This window comes from Streptomyces sp. 5K101 (genome assembly GCF_046506645.1).
Taxonomy (GTDB): domain Bacteria; phylum Actinomycetota; class Actinomycetes; order Streptomycetales; family Streptomycetaceae; genus Streptomyces.
Genome location: NZ_JBKFFO010000012.1, coordinates 60232 through 75442 on the forward strand (window position 1 = coordinate 60232; position 15211 = coordinate 75442).

Consider the following 15211-nt stretch of genomic DNA (forward strand, 5'->3'; position numbering starts at 1 on the left):
TGCGCGTTCCCACCCTCGCCGGGTCCAGTCGTCAGGCCACGCAGCTGGAGGCCCGCTACGGCGGACGCGGTGCACACCGTCGGCGGCCGGCGGACGGCATGGGCGCAGGGTCCGGGTCGGCGGGCGCCCGGTCAGTGCGCCGGTGCGCGCCGGCGGCGGGCACGGCGGAGCCGGACCGACCGGTCCAGCCAGTCACCGGCGCCCGGTGGCGGCGGACGCCCGGCGCCGGCCTCGGAGCCGGGGGGCACTCCGGCGGACGCGGTGCATGCCGTCGGCGGGCCGGCGGGCGACATGGGCGCAGGGTCCGGGTCGGCGGGCGCCCGGTGGCGGACGCCGTGCGCGCCGGCGGCGGGCGCGCCGGAGCCGGGTCGACCGGGTCCAGTCGCCGGCGCCCGGTGGCGGCGGACCCGGGACGCGGGCCCGAGCCGGGTCGGCGACCGGGGTCGGTCGTCAGGCCGCCGGGCCCGGGGACACGCCGGCGGACGCGGAGGCGGCGGACAGCGCGGCCTCCGCCGCGGCCCGCAGGCCGGGCACCGGGCTGGAGAGCACCGGCAGCGCCGTCCGCGTACGGGCCGCCGCGTCCGCCATGGACGCCTGGGCCAGGACGACGACGTCCGCGTCGCGCACCTCGTCGACCGCAGCCGCCACCGCGTCGAGGTAGCCGTCCCGGTCCCCCGCCGTGAAACGCTCCCAGGCGTCCTCGACGAGCAGCGTCCGCAGCCGTGGCTCCCGGCCGCGGGACTCGTCCCGGATGAGGGCCGCGGTCGGTTCCAGCGTGCTGGCGACGGTGGCCACGATCACGACCCGCTCCGCGCGGGCCGCGACGGCGCACATGGGCCTGTCGACCCGCAGTACCGGTACGCCGGCCCGGCCGGCGGCCGCCTCGGCCACGCCGCCGATGGTCGAGCAGGTGCAGAGCACGGCACGGGCGCCGTCCGCGGCGGCGCCGGCGATCACGTCGGCCACGGCGGCCGCGACCGCGTCCGGACCGTCGCGCCGGGCCCGCGCGAGCAGGTCCTCGTCGACGAAGTGACGCAGTTGCAGGGCCGGGTGGTGGGTGTCGCGCAGGGCGTCGAAGACGGGGACGTGGGCCGGGGACGTGTGCAGCAGTGCAAGCATGCCGGGATCGTAGGAGGTAACGCGTCGCACGCGGGAGGCTGCGCCGGGCTCATCGAGGGGCGCCTCCCGGTTCGAACCCGGCGAGCAGTTGCTCCAGCGCCTGCTGGTCGGGGCCGACGAACGGGTCGGCCTCGGGCGCCGCCGCAATGTTGTCGATCATCTGAGGGGCGAGGCCGAGCGCGGGGGGAAGGTGGGTACTCAGCACCGCCTCGGGTGCCATCTCGCGGAGCGGCCGCACACTCGCCGCGTACTTCTCCGGGTCGATCCAGTGGATCCACGGGCTGTCGACGGTGGCCCACAACAGCTGCGCCGCCCGCAGCTCGTCGTCCTTGATGTCGCACGCGGTGGCTCCCGCGGCGAGGTCGGCGCTGGCGATGGGGGCGCCGAAACAGTCGGAGCTGAAGCAGGCGGCCGACTTGTCGTCGTAGAAGCCGACCGTGGCGGGGTTGTCGAACAGCGGCGGCCGGAAGGCGTGCAGGACCCGGTCGCCGACGTCCAGGGACTGCCCCGGGTTGAGCAGGTAGACCCGGTCCAGGGGCAGGGGCCGTTCGGTCGACATCATGCCGACCGCGAGGTACGTGGTCACCAGGCGCGCCCGCGGTGCCGCGGCCAGCAGCGCGAACAGGCCGCCCGTGTGGTCGCGGTCGGGGTGCGTGAGCCAGATCCAGCGGACGTCCTCGGGGTCGACGACGCTGCCGACCATGTCGAGGAAGGAGCGGTCGGGCAGGCCGAGTCCCGTGTCGACGACCACGGGCTCGGCGGCGTGGAGCACGAAGGCGTTGACCGTGAGGTAGCCGATGCCCGGCACCGGCAGGTGATCGCCGAGGACGCTGATCTCGTGTCCGATTCGGTGAATGGCCATGATTTCTCCGGGAACCCCCCAGGTGGCAGGGATCGGATCACGGCTCACGGCGCCGCGGTCACGTGCAGGCCGGGTGCAGGCGAGGCAGGCCCCCGGGCCGAGTGCTTCTGTTTCACAGTGTCCCCCCGTGGGGCGGGGCCCGCTGCCGCACATGGCACCCACATGCCCTGGGATCGGCGTCGGACCGCCGGTCCCGGGGCTCAGCGTGGCAGGGCCGTCACAGCTCGGGGTGTGCCTTGAGCTGCTCCTCGGCCTCCCGGACGAGCTCGGCGGGCGCGGCCGGCGCCTCGTCGGAATGCTTCAGGGCCCACTTGGCGGCGTACGGGCACAGCGGTACGACGGGGACGTTCTCGCGCGCCGCTGTCGCGTAGAACTCGCGCACGAGCGCGCCCCCGATGCCCTTGCCCTCGTGGCCCGGCTCGACCACGGTGTGGACGGCGACGAGTGCGGCGGTGCCCCCCGCCAGTACGAAGTACGCGATGCGCCCGGCCACCTCTCCGTCCAGGTGCGCTTCCAGCAGCCCTGCGGGCCGGTTGTCGCGGATCTCGATCTCTCCCACGGCGGGGTTCTCTCCTCGATGCGTCGGACGGGGCCGCCGGGCGGGCGGTCCCCGCCGGCGGTGGTACGAGGGGGGTCAGACGACGGCGTGGGGGCTGCGCGCGGTGTCGGTGCCGGGCACGGGGGCGGACGCGTCGGAGCCGAGGGCCACGATCCGGTTGGCGGCGTCGACGTGGACGACGCTGGGGACGAGGGCGCGCGCCTCGGCGTCGTCGACCTGGGCGTAGCTGATGAGGATCACGAGGTCGCCGGGGTGGACGAGATGGGCGGCCGCCCCGTTGATGCCGATCACACCGGAGCTGCGCTGCCCCTCGATGACGTAGGTCTCCAGGCGGGCGCCGTTGGTGATGTCGACGATGTGCACGAGCTCACCGGGCAGGAGGTCGGCGGCGTCCATGAGGTCGCGGTCGACGGTGACGGAGCCGACGTAGTGCAGGTCGGCCTGGGTGACGGTCGCGCGATGGATCTTGGACTTGAACATTGTACGCATCATCGAGGTACTCCTGGACATAGGCTCCCTGCCTGCGTTTTTGCAGGTCAAGGGCGGTTCCCTACCCTACAACGTCGCATGTTCGGGCAGCGTTCCCCAGGTTTTTCAGAACTCATGCTGACCACTTGCTGACTTTTCTGACGAGTCATCAGGCCATTGCAGGGGGACTTCCCCCGCCCTCCTGGACCCCACCCAGACGACTGCACAAGCTTACGCAGCACCCTCCCACCGGCGTCCGTGATCACCGTCACTCCGGCGCTCTGGGCGGCAGTCGAGAGCGAAGGCGGCCGACCACCGGGAGGCCACACGCCGCCCTGGGTCAGCTGGCCAGGGCCCCTCAATTCCGCCTGAAAAAGGTGCCTCTATGGCTTTCGTCAAGCCGTAGTGGGTGTGGGTGGTTGGTAGAAGGTGCCGTCGCGGAGCATGGCGAAGAGGACGTCGATGCGGCGTCGGGCGAGTGCGATGAGGGCGGCGATGTGGTGCTTCCCCTCGCGGCGTTTACGGTCGTAGTAGGCGCGTGACTCGGGCTGGGAGAGCGAGGCGAACGCGGCGAGGTAGAAGGCTCTCTTGAGCTGTTTGTTGCCGCGCCTGGAGGGGTGTTCGCCGCGGATGGAAGAGCCGGAACTGCGGGTCACGGGTGCGAGGCCGGCGTAGGCGGCGAGGTGTCCGGCGGTGGCAAAGCCGCTGCCGTCGCCGACGTCGATGAGGATGCGGGCGGCGGTCCTGATCCCGATACCGGGCATCGAGATCAGGACCTGGGAAAGAGGGTGGGCCTCCAGGAGTTCCTCGATCCTCGCGGCGAGGAGTTTCCGCTGCTCAAGCACGGATTGGAGCGAGCTGGCGAGGCTTGGGACGATCAGCGCGGCGGCATCCGTTCCCGGGACGACGACGGTCTGTTCGTCGAATGCGGTGAAGACGTCCGCGATGATCGAGCGCCGCACCGACGGCGTGCCGGCTTCCTGAGGTGCAGTGATCTGCCGTCCGAAAGGCCACCGGTGCCACAAAGCGAGGAGGGAGGCCATGCGTGCGCGAGATCTTGCCGAACCTTACCCGGCAGACGGCCCCTTCTTGCACACCCCCATGCCGCCCAGTCGAGTCTGAGGCGAGCGAGCTGCTGAGCTTGTCGACCGTGAGCTTCGGCGCTCGGGTCGCGGGCTGGCGGGCGCAGTCGTAGACAGGATCGAGCGGCCCGGGCAGCCGGCGCCTTCGACGGCGAATCGGCGCTCGGGCCACTGCTCGCACCAGCGCATCAGCTGGCGGAAGGTCCCGGCGTTGACTACGAACCGGCGCTGGGCCACCTGATGGCCCGCGGCGTCGATGGCGACGGCGGTGTGGGACGACTGTGTGGATAAACACCGATCAGGATCACAGGCTGCTGCCCTCGCACTCGGTGAGACAGGAAGGGAGTGCGCGGGCACCCTGACTCGAAGTCTCTGCGTCACCGTCATGCCTCTGTCGAGCCACACCGCGCGGGTGTCGGCCAGCGGTGGCAGGCTATCAGTGAGCCGGCCCGAGGGCGGCAAGGAGCACTGCGGGCGCGCTCACCGACAGCCTGAACGCTGAGGCTGCAGACGAGCGTCTGGGCTCGATGCAACAAGTCAGGAGTGTGGTGCTGGGTTGACGGTTGTCACAGGGGGCACCCGCGCACCGGATGACGAGAGGGGGTGCCGGTGGGCGCGCAACAGGATGTACGAACGGCCGACGGAGAAGCCGACGAGCGGCCGATGGGCGGTTACGCGATGGCGCTGGCGGCTTATGCCACCTACGCCGCGGGATCGGCGGCCCTGATCCAGCGCTACGGTCGGCCGCCGGAGCGGCACGATGCACAGGACATCGTTCTCACCGCGATCGCCACCTTCCGGATCAGCCGCCTCCTGACGAAAGGTGCTGTGACCAGCCCGCTGCGGACGCCCTTCACCACCTACAAGGGTACGCAGGGGCCGGCCGAGGTCGTGGAACGACCGCGCCATGGGCTGAGGCACACGGTCGGTGAGCTTCTGACCTGCCCGTTCTGCATGAGCCTTTGGGTGAGCACCACCTTGACGGCGGGGCGCTGCCTGTGGCCTCGGGCGACTCGGACCGCTACGGCCGTCATGGCGTCCGTGGCCGGCGCTGATGCGCTCCAGCTCGCATACAGCGGACTCATGGAAGTGACTCGGAGTGAGTGACGTCCCGAGCTGGATGATGCAGCGTTTGCTGCCGCCGTGCGCCGGGAGATGCAGCTCCACGTACTCGACGCGTTCAGCCGCCCGCGGCCGTCTGGCTGAACAGCGCGGCGAAAACGTGCGGTGTCTAATCGGAGATGTGCTGCGTTTCGTCCGTGGACACGGCCCGGCAACGGTGGTCGGCACGGCACGTGCATGGCTTTGAGGCGTGCGCGGGCTTGCCCGTCCGCTCGGCGATCCGGCGGTAGACCCAGCGGCGCCGGCCGAGCCGTTCGCTGCACTCGATACCCTTGCGGGCTATGCTGACGCCTCTCCACTCAGAGGGCGTTTATGCAGGTCAAACCCTATATGCGGCTCTCGCCCCTGCCCTGCTTTGAGGGCTCTCATCCCATAGGCAACGAATGACGCTCTCCGAGGCGGATGCTCGACCATCCTGCATCATGATCCAACCGATGCTCCGCTCAACCACCCAGGGCCTTTTCACGACCTGAAAGCCGCGTGCCTCGATCGACAACCTCGCCAAGCGCATAACGGACGAGACGACACCCACCTGGGGAGGAACGTACAAGGACGTAAAGGGCAATCCTCCTACTTCAAAAAGCGCCCTCTTACAGCATTGCCATTTCCGCAGGCGGGGGACGTCGTAGGCCGTGTCCGCGTGGAGCCGTTGGGGCTCGAATCGGTCGCATGGGATTCGTACCCCGAGATGAGTGTGCAGGCGATGCTGGTGAAGGCGAGGAAGTTGCTCTGCCTTGCTTTCGTAGCGGCAGTGGATGCGGCGACAGCCGGCGAGCCAGGCCATGGTGCACTCGATGGTCCAGGGGTGGCGGCCGAGTCGCTGCGAAGTCTCGGTGCCCTTGCGGTCCTGCGCCATTCAGGGCACGGACACGGCCGGCCGGGCGTGTGCGCTCGCGAGCCTGTCCGGACGGGCGAAGCATGTGCCGGGTGCCCTGCGGACTCGGCGGACATGGATCGCGACCACGGGGGTACCCCGCCAGCCCGTCCCGTTTGTCATCGAGGAGAAGCCGTCGTGACCTTCAATCCGCTCGAGCAGCGGGGCATCCCGCTGGACCGGCAGTTGCGCAGTTGGCGTGAGCTGAATGTGCAGCCGATCGATCCGGACCGGTGTGATCCGTACACACGGTGCCGCATCATCACGATGAACGGGATCGAGGTGGAGGCGATTCTCTTCAGCCATCAGCTGGCCCGGAACACGGTGGACCCTGAGGTCAAGCGGCAGCTGGCGCGTGTGCGCTATATCGAGGCGCAGCAGCAGAAGGCGGTGAACTGGCTGCTGCCGGGGGTGTCGTCGGTGCTGGAGACGACGATCGCCTACGAGCAGGTCGCGGTGGACCTGACGGCGTGGATCGCGCGGATGGAACCGGATCCGTATCTGAAGCAGGCGTACCAGTTCGGTGTGCTGGAGGACTTTGACCATCTGTACCGGTACGCGAACCTGTACGAGATGATCGAGCACCGCAAGGCGGAGTCGATCGTGGACGGGCTGACCGAGGTCATGCCGGGCCGGCCGACGAAGTTCCACCACCGCGACCCGGTCGACAACGTCCGCGACCCCTACGCGAAGGACGAAACGAGCCCCCTGTCGAAGCTGCACGCGCTGACCGTCCTGTCGGCGGAGCAGCAGACCATGAGCTTCTACATGAACACCGGCCCCACCTACATGGAGCCGATCGCCCGCCAGTTGTATCAGGAGATCGGCCTGATCGAGGAGGAGCACGTCACCCACTACGAGTCCCTCGTGGACCCCGGGGAGACATGGTGGGAGCAATTGGTCACCCACGAGTACAACGAGTGCTACCTGTACCACTCCTTCATGGAGCAGGAGAGCGATCAGAAGGTCAAGGCGATCTGGGAACTGCACCTGAACATGGAGCTCGAGCACCTGCACCGTGCGTGTGATCTGATGCGCCGCCATGACGGGCGGGACCCGGAATCGGTGCTGGCCCCCGAGCTGCCGAACGTGCTCACCTTCGAGCCCAACAAGGAGTACCTGCGGGAACTGCTGGACACCCAGATGGACCTCACCACGCTGGGTGCCGGCTATGTGCGGGAGGCCCACGAGCGGTTCGAGCAGATGCAGGAGCGCCTCCACGGCGGCGAGGAGCCGCCGAGCGAGCGGGTCATGGCCGAGCACGATCAGATGTTCGGCCGCGAGTACCGCATCGAGTACGAGGGCGAGCACCCCGACCCCGCCATGCGCGAGAAGTGAGGCACCGGCACATGTCCGAGATCCAGACTCTTCAGGCCGGCGACGACCACGCCCCGGACAACGACGTCGTCGCGCTGCTGATGCGCCAGCACGGCGACATCCGCAATCTCTTCGACGAGGTGGAGGCCGCGAACGGCGAAGAGCGCCGCGACGCCTTCCACCGCCTGGTGCGCCTGCTCGCGGTGCACGAGACCGCGGAGGAGGAGGTCGTCCATCCCTTCGCGCGCAGCATCCCGGGTGGTGAACAAGTCGTCGACGACCGTCTGGCAGAGGAGAAGGCGGCCAAGGAAACCCTGGCGGCGCTCGACGACCTCGACACCGACGACCCGAAGTTCATTCCCCGGCTGATGAAACTGCGTACGGAGGTCCAGGAACACGCACGGGCCGAAGAGCGCTACGAGTTCGTCCACATCCGCCGCAGCACCGACGCCACCAATCGGGCCGCCATGGCCAGGGCGGTCAGGGCAGCCGAGGCCATGGCCCCCACCCGGCCGCACCCAGGGGTGGAGTCCGGAATGGCCAACATCGCGCTGGGACCGGTTGCCGCGCTGATGGACCGCACCAAGGACGCGGTCCGCAATGCCATGGGCAAGGGCTGAATCGAGCGGAAGCCCGGGGGCGTTCGGACCGGGCTGCCGGCTGGGGCGCACTACAAGAAGGGAGTACATGGTGATCGACGACGCTCTGGTCTGCGAACTGCTGGAGGCGACCGGGGGCGACGCTGCCCTGATCCTCCTGGAAGGGAAGGCGCAGGTGGTCGGCCGGGCCGACCTTGACAGCGACGCCTTCCGCGGCGCAGCGGTGCTTCTCTCGCGTGCAGAGCTGGTGGAAAGATTGGGCACCTCGTCGCCCGCCCAGGAGGATGTGACTCGGCTGGCGGCGGCGCTGCGCGACGCGGTCGGCAAGCTCGGCGCCTGAGCGGCTGCGTTCCACGGGCGCCGTACGCCGGTGCACGTGGACAGCGCCCGCAGCACAGTCACACGACAGGCGACCTGGCTGCCAGACTGCTCCAGACGGTGGTCGGGCCGCTGCCGCGGCGCGACGGCGCCGTGCCCGGGCCCGTCCGGTGCTGGTGTACCACTGGACGGCCAGCACGGTGGCAAGGGCAATCTCGACAAGATCGCCGCCGTAGTACATCAGCAGGGCGCCGGTGTGCAAGTCGGCCGTGGAGAAGCGGGTGCCGGGGGGAGGAACAGCGTACAGGGACTTGGCCAGCACGGCATGTGCCGCCCCCGCGACCATGAGCACGGTTCCCCGCCAGGCAAGGCCCCAGGGCCGGCGCATCGGGTATCGAGTCGGCAGACCGCGAACGTGAACAGCAAGCCGGCAAAGAGGACATGGGCCTGGACAGCGGCGTATAGCAGCACGTGCCCGTGGCCGGCGGCCAACAACTCGGTGCGGTGGAGCACCCACAGCCCGCCCATGTCGAGCAGAGCGGCTGTCGGCGGGAAGAGCAGCCAGGCCACCGGCCGGGAGTGCGCCGCGGCCAGCAGGGCGCGCCGCGCGCGGCCGGCGGGCAGCGCGCGCATGGCGAGAGTGAGGGGCCGGGCGAGGGCAAGCAGCAGCGGCGCGACCATCGCGACGATCACGTGCTCGGCCGCATGAGCCGCGAAGGGTCCACCCAGTAGCGGAACAAGCACTGCGTACGCGATACCCGCGCCCCCGACAGTGAAGGTCGCGTCGCGGCTCCACGGCCAGGCGTCACCGCGCCGGCGCAGCCGAGCGGCGGCCGCCATGTACACCACTACGGTCACCATCGCGATCGCAGCGGTGATCGTCTCGACCGGTCCCGCAACGCCGGAGTGGTGACTGCAGAAGGGTGTCACCGTTCGGCCGGTCCACCACGCCGGTGCCGGGCCGCTCGGAGTACCAGCACGGCACCGACGGCGAGCAGCACCAGAGCGGCCGCGTTCCATGCGATGTCGTAGGGCACGATGCCGACACCGTAGCGGATCTGATGCAGACGCAGCAGTTTGTGATCCACGATCCCGTCGAACAGCTGGAACGCCCCGAGCCCCAGGAAGAAGCCCGCCCAGGCATGCGGCCCGACCAGTGACCGGCGGCGACGCAGATCGGCGAAGAGGAAGAATCCTGCCACCAGTCCCAGTAATTCTGCCGTGTGCAGCAGGCCGTCCGAGAGGAGTCCCACGGAGGAGGTGGAGCGATCGTAGAAGTGGTGCCAGCCGAGGACCTGATGGAACACGATCTCATCCAGTGCTGCCATGACAGCCGCGCCGATCAGCGCGCAGACCACCATCGACCGTCGCGGCCGCGGCTCGGACGCCGCTCGTGGCGATTCAGTCATCACCCCGAGTCCTTTCCCTTGGTCGCTCGATCTGGCAGCATATCCGTGAAACCGGAGCGCGCCCTTCAGCCTCTTCATCGCGGACGAGGTGGAATGGCAGCATGACAGCGGAGCACACAGCAGATCCCGGTGACCCTACGTTGGTGTTCGCGAACTTCGTTTCCGACCTGACCGTGGGCCTGCAAGCGGCCGACGTGCTCGCTCATTGGGCCCCACGCAAGGCTGATGCGTCCAGTGACGTACTGCTGACTCCTGTGGCACTGAGCGTCGACTTTCAGCGGTACGCCGCGGGACTGCTGGCGATGCCGGGCGGGATGTCCCGTTCACGTTGTGCTGCGTGTGCGCCACCAGGCCGCGAGCCAGGCGATTTCCTTGGCCGCGTCCATGAGGTAGGTGGGGCGAATTCGTCCCAGTGGGACGTACACGAGGTCGACGGCGAGGAGGGTGGCCGCTGTGCTCACGCCGATACGTCGGGCGTGCCGCAGTCCCTCCGCGTCTGAGGCAGTGCACGCCATCGTCCAGCCGATGGACACCAGGAGGCCCCCTGTCGTCTTCTGAAGCCACTCGTCTGTCTTGGGGCCGTAAACCCGCTCGAAGGTCCGCAGGGACAGCAGCGGCCACGCGCCGCCGACGAGATTGAACAGTCCCTGGGCGCGGGCCACGGTCAGTGCATTCACCACAGCAGCCACCTCCGTCCACGTGCTTCGGGTCGCCTCATGGCAACGACCCGCGTAAGGACCTGTGTGCCCAGGCGCGGGCCGTCCAATCAGGCACCTCTTTCGGGACGGTCGGCGGGTCTCCGGAAGACTCCGCCTTGATGCGGTGTTTTGGGACGGAGTCCGCGGTTACCCAGATCTCATGAACCGATGGGACGGCTCTCGTGGCAACGGCGGTGGTGCGGAATGGCGCGATCAGTCTGAATCGCGAAAGGACTTCTTCGCGTCGTCAGCAGGCCCGGGCCGGTTCCTCTCGGCTTTGGACCGCCTGGAGCGCCATCCGCGCAACGACCGGGTGATCGACATTGTCCGGCGTGGGATACACACGCTTCCGCTGGGGCGCGGCCGGGACTTCCTGCACGGCCGGTGGCTTGGGCATCCCCTGCATCCCCTCATGGTGCAGGTGCCGATCGGAAGCTGGCTTTCCGCGGCAGTGCTCGACCTGCTTCCTAGGCAGCGGCGGGGGGCACGGACGTTGATCGGGGTGGGTCTTGCCGCGGCGGCCCCGGCGGCCGTGGCGGGCTGGGTCGACTGGGCCGAGCTGCAGCGCCAGCAGATGCGGGTGGGACTCGTACACGCGGCGGCGAACATCACGGCGGTAGCGCTGTATGCGGGGTCGTTCACGGCCCGGACACAAGGTCGCACCGCCGTGGGCAAGGCTCTTGGCTTCGGAGGGCTGGCGGCTGTCGGTCTCGGTGGTGCGATCGGCGGCCACCTTGCCTACCGGCAGGCATCCGGTGCGAATCACGCGGAAGTGGTGCCTCATCTGGTGAAGCCCGGCTGGCACGAGATCGGCGCTGTCGCTGACTTCCCCGTCGGCCTGGCGGTTCGCCGCCACGTCGACGACGTGCCGGTGCTGGTTGTGCGCGAGAGCGGCAATCAAGTCCATGTCCTCGCCGATGTCTGCAGTCACATGGGCGGCCCGCTGTCCGAGGGAACGATCGCTGACGGCTGCGTCCGCTGTCCTTGGCACGGCAGTGTGTTCCGCCTGTCCGACGGATGGAACGTACGCGGCCCTGCGACCGCACCGCAGCCCTCCTTCGACGCCCGCATCACCGGCGGCCGTATCGAAGCACGACTGCGGCACCTGGACGCGGACGCCGGGCCGCACAAGACCGACGCCGCCTGACAGGGCTTTGTCGACGGGCTCGGTGCCTGGAGGTGAGAAGAGCCGTGATCCGTCAGCGACCAGGAGCAGCCCGCATGAGACAGGAGTACACGAGCATGGGGCTCGTCGTTCGGGCAGCACACTGGATTGCGCACTGGCGACATGCGCCTGCCCTGCATCCCTTCGGTGTCAGCTGCACCGGAGTCCTCGAGATGCATCCAGCCGGTCGAGCCTGGGGCGAACGGTGGCTCGACGAGCCGGGCGGCTATCAGGTCCGGTTGCGGTGGTCGCGCGCCGCTGGACTGCCCGGACGGCTACCCGACGCATTGGGACTCGCACTTCGTGTGCTCGACGCCGGTGGGCCTGATCATCCCCTGGACCTGCTGCTGACCAGCAGCGGAACGGGACGTCGGACCAGGCACTTGCCCCTGCCGCGGCGTAACGCACTCGCCGGCCCCTACTCCACACTTCTTGTCTATCAGCTCGGCAACCGCAGGGGCCTGTTGGCCGCACTGCCCGTAGTGACCTCGCCTCTCGTGCCCAGTGACCTCGAGAGCCTCCGCAGAGCACTCAAGGCAGCGCCGCTGAGGTTCCACCTGTGCGCGGCAGAATCGGGACAGGCATGGCGTACCCTTGGCACGCTCACCACCGGCCCACCTCATGACGTCCCGCCGGAGAGCACCGTCTCGTACGACCCCTATCTGAACCGCCTACCGCATCTGCACCCGACTGCCAGGCTCAGTAAGCTCAGGGAAGCCGTTTATGCCGCATCTCGAAAGGGACGGCAAACCTCCAACCGCCGACGGGCATGAACCTTGATGCTCTGCGCACCGGCTGTTGATCCCGAGCTCCTGCGGACGTCCTCCGGTCGCAGCCTGCGGCGGCTCAGTGATGGACGCGGTCATGAGGACCCCACGCTCAAGCAGCGATCGGGCACGCGCCCCAGGACGCACAGCTGATCGTTCTGCACGGATGACGCGGCGCAGCCGAGACCCCCGTCGAGGCCAAAGACGCCCATCGCAACGAACTCGCGTAAGCATGATCACGATATTTGTCTCGATCGCGCGGACTAGCGACATGCGGCCCGATGGGTCTTGCAGGTCAGAGCAGGCACTGTTCCGATCGTGTTGGCCGGCATCCATGCTTCTGCGGGGCAACTTCGCACAAGCGAGAGCAAGGCGCGGTCCCGGCTGGGGAGGAGTGTCCCGCCACCCGGCTGAGCCGATTGTGCACGTGTCGCTCATGGGGCGGGGAGAGCAGGTCGGTTGAGTCCGGCGGCCTGTGTCACAACTTGTTGGTCTCGGCGTTCCGGGCGTTGTCAGTCATTTCGATGCCCGCGGGGATGAAGCCGGTCTGCCCCTTCTCGGCGAGCCCCTTCAGGTGCTGCTGGTAGCGCTCCGGGGAGACGACCTTGACGTTGAAGAGCATCCGGGAGTGGTCGACGCCGCAGAGTTCGGCGCACTTGCCCCTGAAGGTGCCCTCCCTGGTGGGAGTCGCCTCGAAGGCGTTGACGTTGTGGCCGGGGAAGACATCCTGCTTGAACAGGAAGGGAAGTACCCAGAAGGAGTGGATGACGTCGCGGGAGGAGAGGATGAACCGGACCTTCTCTCCCTTGGGCAGCCACAAAGTCGGTCCGGGGTTCCCGTTCTGGGGATTCCGGGTACCGGGGATGCCGGCATCGTAGACGCCCTCGGCACCCGCCGGGAAGGCGTTGCGGTACCTGTCCGGAACGACACTCAGGTATTGGTCCTTCTTCGCGTCGCCCGTGTCGGCCTTGCCGTCCACGTTCTCGATGTAGTTGAAGCCCCAGCTCCACTGGTAGCCGACCACGCCGATGGTATGGGCGGGCTTCTCCGAGAGGGCGAGCAGCTTCGACTCGTCACGCGCGGTGAAGTAGAAAAGCACCGAAACGATGATGATCGGGACCACGGTGTACAGCGCCTCGATTGGCATGTTGTACCGGGTCTGCGCAGGAATCTCCACCTTGGTGCGGCTGCGCCGGTGAACGATGACGCTCCAAAGGATCAGTCCCCAAACCAGCAAGCCCGTCGCGAGCGCTGCCGCCCACGAGCCCTGCCAGAGGGAGAGGATCCGCGGGGCCTCCTCCGTCACCGGAGTGGGCATGCCCAGCCGGGGGAAGTCCTCCCAGTTGTATGAGCAACCGGAGGCGGTAGCCAGGATCAGGCCCGCAGTCAGCACCTGCGGCAGCTTCCGCCGCATCAGGCGACGCGACGTGGGGGTACCACCCGCGCCTTGGCTGCGGGGGAGGTCGGAGCCGTTGGGACTCACGTAGCGCCTTCCCGAGATCTCCGCCCGTGACTCTCATGAGCCGTCATGCTGGTCGCTCACCAGCCTGAACACGGGCAGAAGTGGACGTGGTGGCGCCAAACCTACTGGCGCTCATGCCGAGAGGGTGCCCAGCGTGCCTTCAGATGCACCGAAGAGGTGAAAAATCTGCTCCGTTCGGGACGATCGCGGTGGTCCCACCGACACCCTGGACCCCGACGCCGTCGGCCTCGTTACAGGCCGCCGGAAGGCACAGGGCACTCGAGTCAGCCGGGGTTGCCGCCGGAGCCGACCTGGGCCACGGCGGAGTCGATCCGGTCGGGCGAGCTCCAGGTCGAGGCGGGTGACCGCATCGCCCGACGGCGTACGGAGGGAGAAACTGATGGCTTCGTCCTCCTCGTGCACGTCCGCCTTGTGACGCAGGTCCCGTGCAGCCCGTTCGACGGCGCCCAGGAGCGGCGCAAGCCGGTCCTTGAGCAGGGCCACGGTGCGGGTGAGACGGCCGCCGTCGCCGCTCCACTGCGGCCGTCGATCCATTTCGGCGGAGATTCCTTCGCGGCCAGCGGTGCGGGTGCGTCGGTTGCGATGTTCATGCACTCCGGTTGTGCCGCCGGGACGTGAACAGCGTCGCGTAGTCGTCCGGCAAATGTGCACGCAGCTCGCTCCCCAAGTCCGCATCGGCGACGTGCTGCACGGTCGCGTGCAGACGGCTCTGCAGAGCAGCCGCTGAACCCGCCGACCCACACGGCGAGCGGGCAGACCCCAGACCGAGGACGAGGCCTCGCAGACCCACGTCACGCGAAGCCTCTTTCACGCCGACTTCGCCGGTCAGGCGAAACGACCACTCATGCGTGTGGGCGTGTCGGCCGCTCAAAACGCCGGGCAGCCGTGACGATCCCTTCACAACCCGACACGGGCGTTGTCCCGTGTCCGCACGAAGGAGAACAAGCACAATGGCTACCGGCACGGTGAAGTGGTTCAACCCGGAGAAGGGCTTCGGCTTCATCGCCCAGGACAGCGGCGGCCCGGACGTGTTCGTCCACTACTCGGCCATCAACGCGACCGGGTTCCGCGAGCTCACCGAAGGGCAGAAAGTACAGTTCGAGGTCGTCCAAGGGCCGAAGGGCCCCCAGGCCGAGAACGTCACCCCCGCCTGACCCTGCCCCGCGCCGGCGTCCCGCGATCAACCGAAGAGGCACCCCCACGTGCGCTGCTGGGGTCGCTTAGCGGTCTCGCAGCCAGTTGCCCGTCCCGCGCACGAGATCACATCCCATGGTGAGAGGCAGCCATGGTCCTGCCCATACGACGCAGAGGCGGCGCCCCCGAGCGCCGGCCGGCCTGGGGCGATCCGTTCCGCGACTTCGAGGACATG

The 15211-nt window shown here is 68.7% G+C and carries 15 protein-coding genes and 2 pseudogenes; 7 read left to right on the top strand and 10 right to left on the bottom strand.

All coding sequences use genetic code 11. The features are described 5' to 3' along the window. Positions 1-450: 450 nt before the first annotated feature. From ACLB9X_RS22955 to ACLB9X_RS22975, 5 genes are all read right to left on the bottom strand, one after another. Positions 451-1119: an aspartate/glutamate racemase family protein gene (locus ACLB9X_RS22955; RefSeq protein ID WP_410362261.1), complete on the bottom strand. Its 669-nt coding sequence runs from the start codon at positions 1117-1119 to the stop codon at positions 451-453. 49 nt (positions 1120-1168) lie between these two features. Beyond that, positions 1169-1981, bottom strand: a complete 813-nt coding sequence (locus tag ACLB9X_RS22960; protein WP_410362262.1) for an MBL fold metallo-hydrolase — start codon at positions 1979-1981, stop codon at positions 1169-1171. A gap of 217 nt (positions 1982-2198) precedes the next feature. Further along, complete coding sequence (locus tag ACLB9X_RS22965) at positions 2199-2540, bottom strand: GNAT family N-acetyltransferase (protein ID WP_410362263.1); 342 nt, start codon at positions 2538-2540, stop codon at positions 2199-2201. A 75-nt stretch (positions 2541-2615) separates the two neighbouring features. Further along, entirely contained in the window at positions 2616-3032 is a 417-nt protein-coding gene (panD, locus tag ACLB9X_RS22970) for an aspartate 1-decarboxylase (RefSeq protein WP_410362264.1), read from the bottom strand. A 371-nt stretch (positions 3033-3403) separates the two neighbouring features. Further along, positions 3404-4051, bottom strand: a complete 648-nt coding sequence (locus ACLB9X_RS22975; protein ID WP_410362265.1) for an IS110 family transposase — start codon at positions 4049-4051, stop codon at positions 3404-3406. Positions 4052-4699: 648 nt separating this feature from the next. On the opposite strand from ACLB9X_RS22975, the gene ACLB9X_RS22980 reads away from it, so the two are divergent. From ACLB9X_RS22980 to ACLB9X_RS22995, 4 genes are all read left to right on the top strand, one after another. Beyond that, positions 4700-5197 carry a DUF1360 domain-containing protein gene (locus ACLB9X_RS22980; RefSeq protein ID WP_410362266.1) on the top strand — a complete coding sequence of 166 codons (498 nt, stop codon included), beginning with the start codon at positions 4700-4702 and terminating at the stop codon, positions 5195-5197. 1027 nt (positions 5198-6224) lie between these two features. Further along, positions 6225-7424 (top strand): hypothetical protein, encoded by a 1200-nt coding sequence (locus ACLB9X_RS22985; protein WP_410362267.1) that lies wholly within the window; start codon positions 6225-6227, stop codon positions 7422-7424. A gap of 11 nt (positions 7425-7435) precedes the next feature. After that, on the top strand, positions 7436-8023 hold the full coding sequence (locus ACLB9X_RS22990; protein ID WP_410362268.1) for a hemerythrin domain-containing protein: 588 nt from the start codon (positions 7436-7438) through the stop codon (positions 8021-8023). Positions 8024-8090: 67 nt separating this feature from the next. After that, positions 8091-8342 (top strand): hypothetical protein, encoded by a 252-nt coding sequence (locus ACLB9X_RS22995; RefSeq protein WP_410362427.1) that lies wholly within the window; start codon positions 8091-8093, stop codon positions 8340-8342. Between the two features lie 213 nt (positions 8343-8555). Here the strand turns inward: ACLB9X_RS22995 and ACLB9X_RS23000 are convergent. The 4 genes and pseudogenes from ACLB9X_RS23000 to ACLB9X_RS23015 all read right to left on the bottom strand — a co-directional run. Continuing rightward, a pseudogene (locus ACLB9X_RS23000) lies at positions 8556-8708 on the bottom strand (cytochrome c oxidase assembly protein); the annotation flags it as partial. Between the two features lie 59 nt (positions 8709-8767). Continuing rightward, positions 8768-9340: pseudogene (locus tag ACLB9X_RS23005) on the bottom strand (cytochrome c oxidase assembly protein); the annotation flags it as partial. Further along, a complete protein-coding gene (locus ACLB9X_RS23010) occupies positions 9247-9729 on the bottom strand; it encodes a DUF2243 domain-containing protein (protein WP_410362415.1) in 483 nt (160 codons plus the stop codon). The gene ACLB9X_RS23010 and the pseudogene ACLB9X_RS23005, both read right to left, overlap by 94 nt. A gap of 323 nt (positions 9730-10052) precedes the next feature. Next, on the bottom strand, positions 10053-10409 hold the full coding sequence (locus tag ACLB9X_RS23015) for a hypothetical protein (protein WP_410362269.1): 357 nt from the start codon (positions 10407-10409) through the stop codon (positions 10053-10055). A 178-nt stretch (positions 10410-10587) separates the two neighbouring features. Between ACLB9X_RS23015 and ACLB9X_RS23020 the strand changes: the two genes are divergently transcribed. Beyond that, positions 10588-11574: a Rieske 2Fe-2S domain-containing protein gene (locus ACLB9X_RS23020; RefSeq protein ID WP_410362270.1), complete on the top strand. Its 987-nt coding sequence runs from the start codon at positions 10588-10590 to the stop codon at positions 11572-11574. 1263 nt (positions 11575-12837) lie between these two features. Here the strand turns inward: ACLB9X_RS23020 and ACLB9X_RS23025 are convergent. Then, positions 12838-13842: a cytochrome c oxidase subunit II gene (locus ACLB9X_RS23025; protein WP_410362271.1), complete on the bottom strand. Its 1005-nt coding sequence runs from the start codon at positions 13840-13842 to the stop codon at positions 12838-12840. 273 nt (positions 13843-14115) lie between these two features. Here ACLB9X_RS23025 and ACLB9X_RS23030 point away from each other — a divergent pair, with 273 nt between their 5' ends. Together ACLB9X_RS23030 and ACLB9X_RS23035 are read left to right on the top strand one after the other, a co-directional pair. Further along, positions 14116-14460, top strand: coding sequence for a hypothetical protein (locus ACLB9X_RS23030; RefSeq protein ID WP_410362272.1), 345 nt, complete (start codon positions 14116-14118; stop codon positions 14458-14460). Positions 14461-14792: 332 nt separating this feature from the next. After that, positions 14793-14996, top strand: coding sequence for a cold-shock protein (locus ACLB9X_RS23035; protein ID WP_410362273.1), 204 nt, complete (start codon positions 14793-14795; stop codon positions 14994-14996). Positions 14997-15211: the final 215 nt, after the last annotated feature.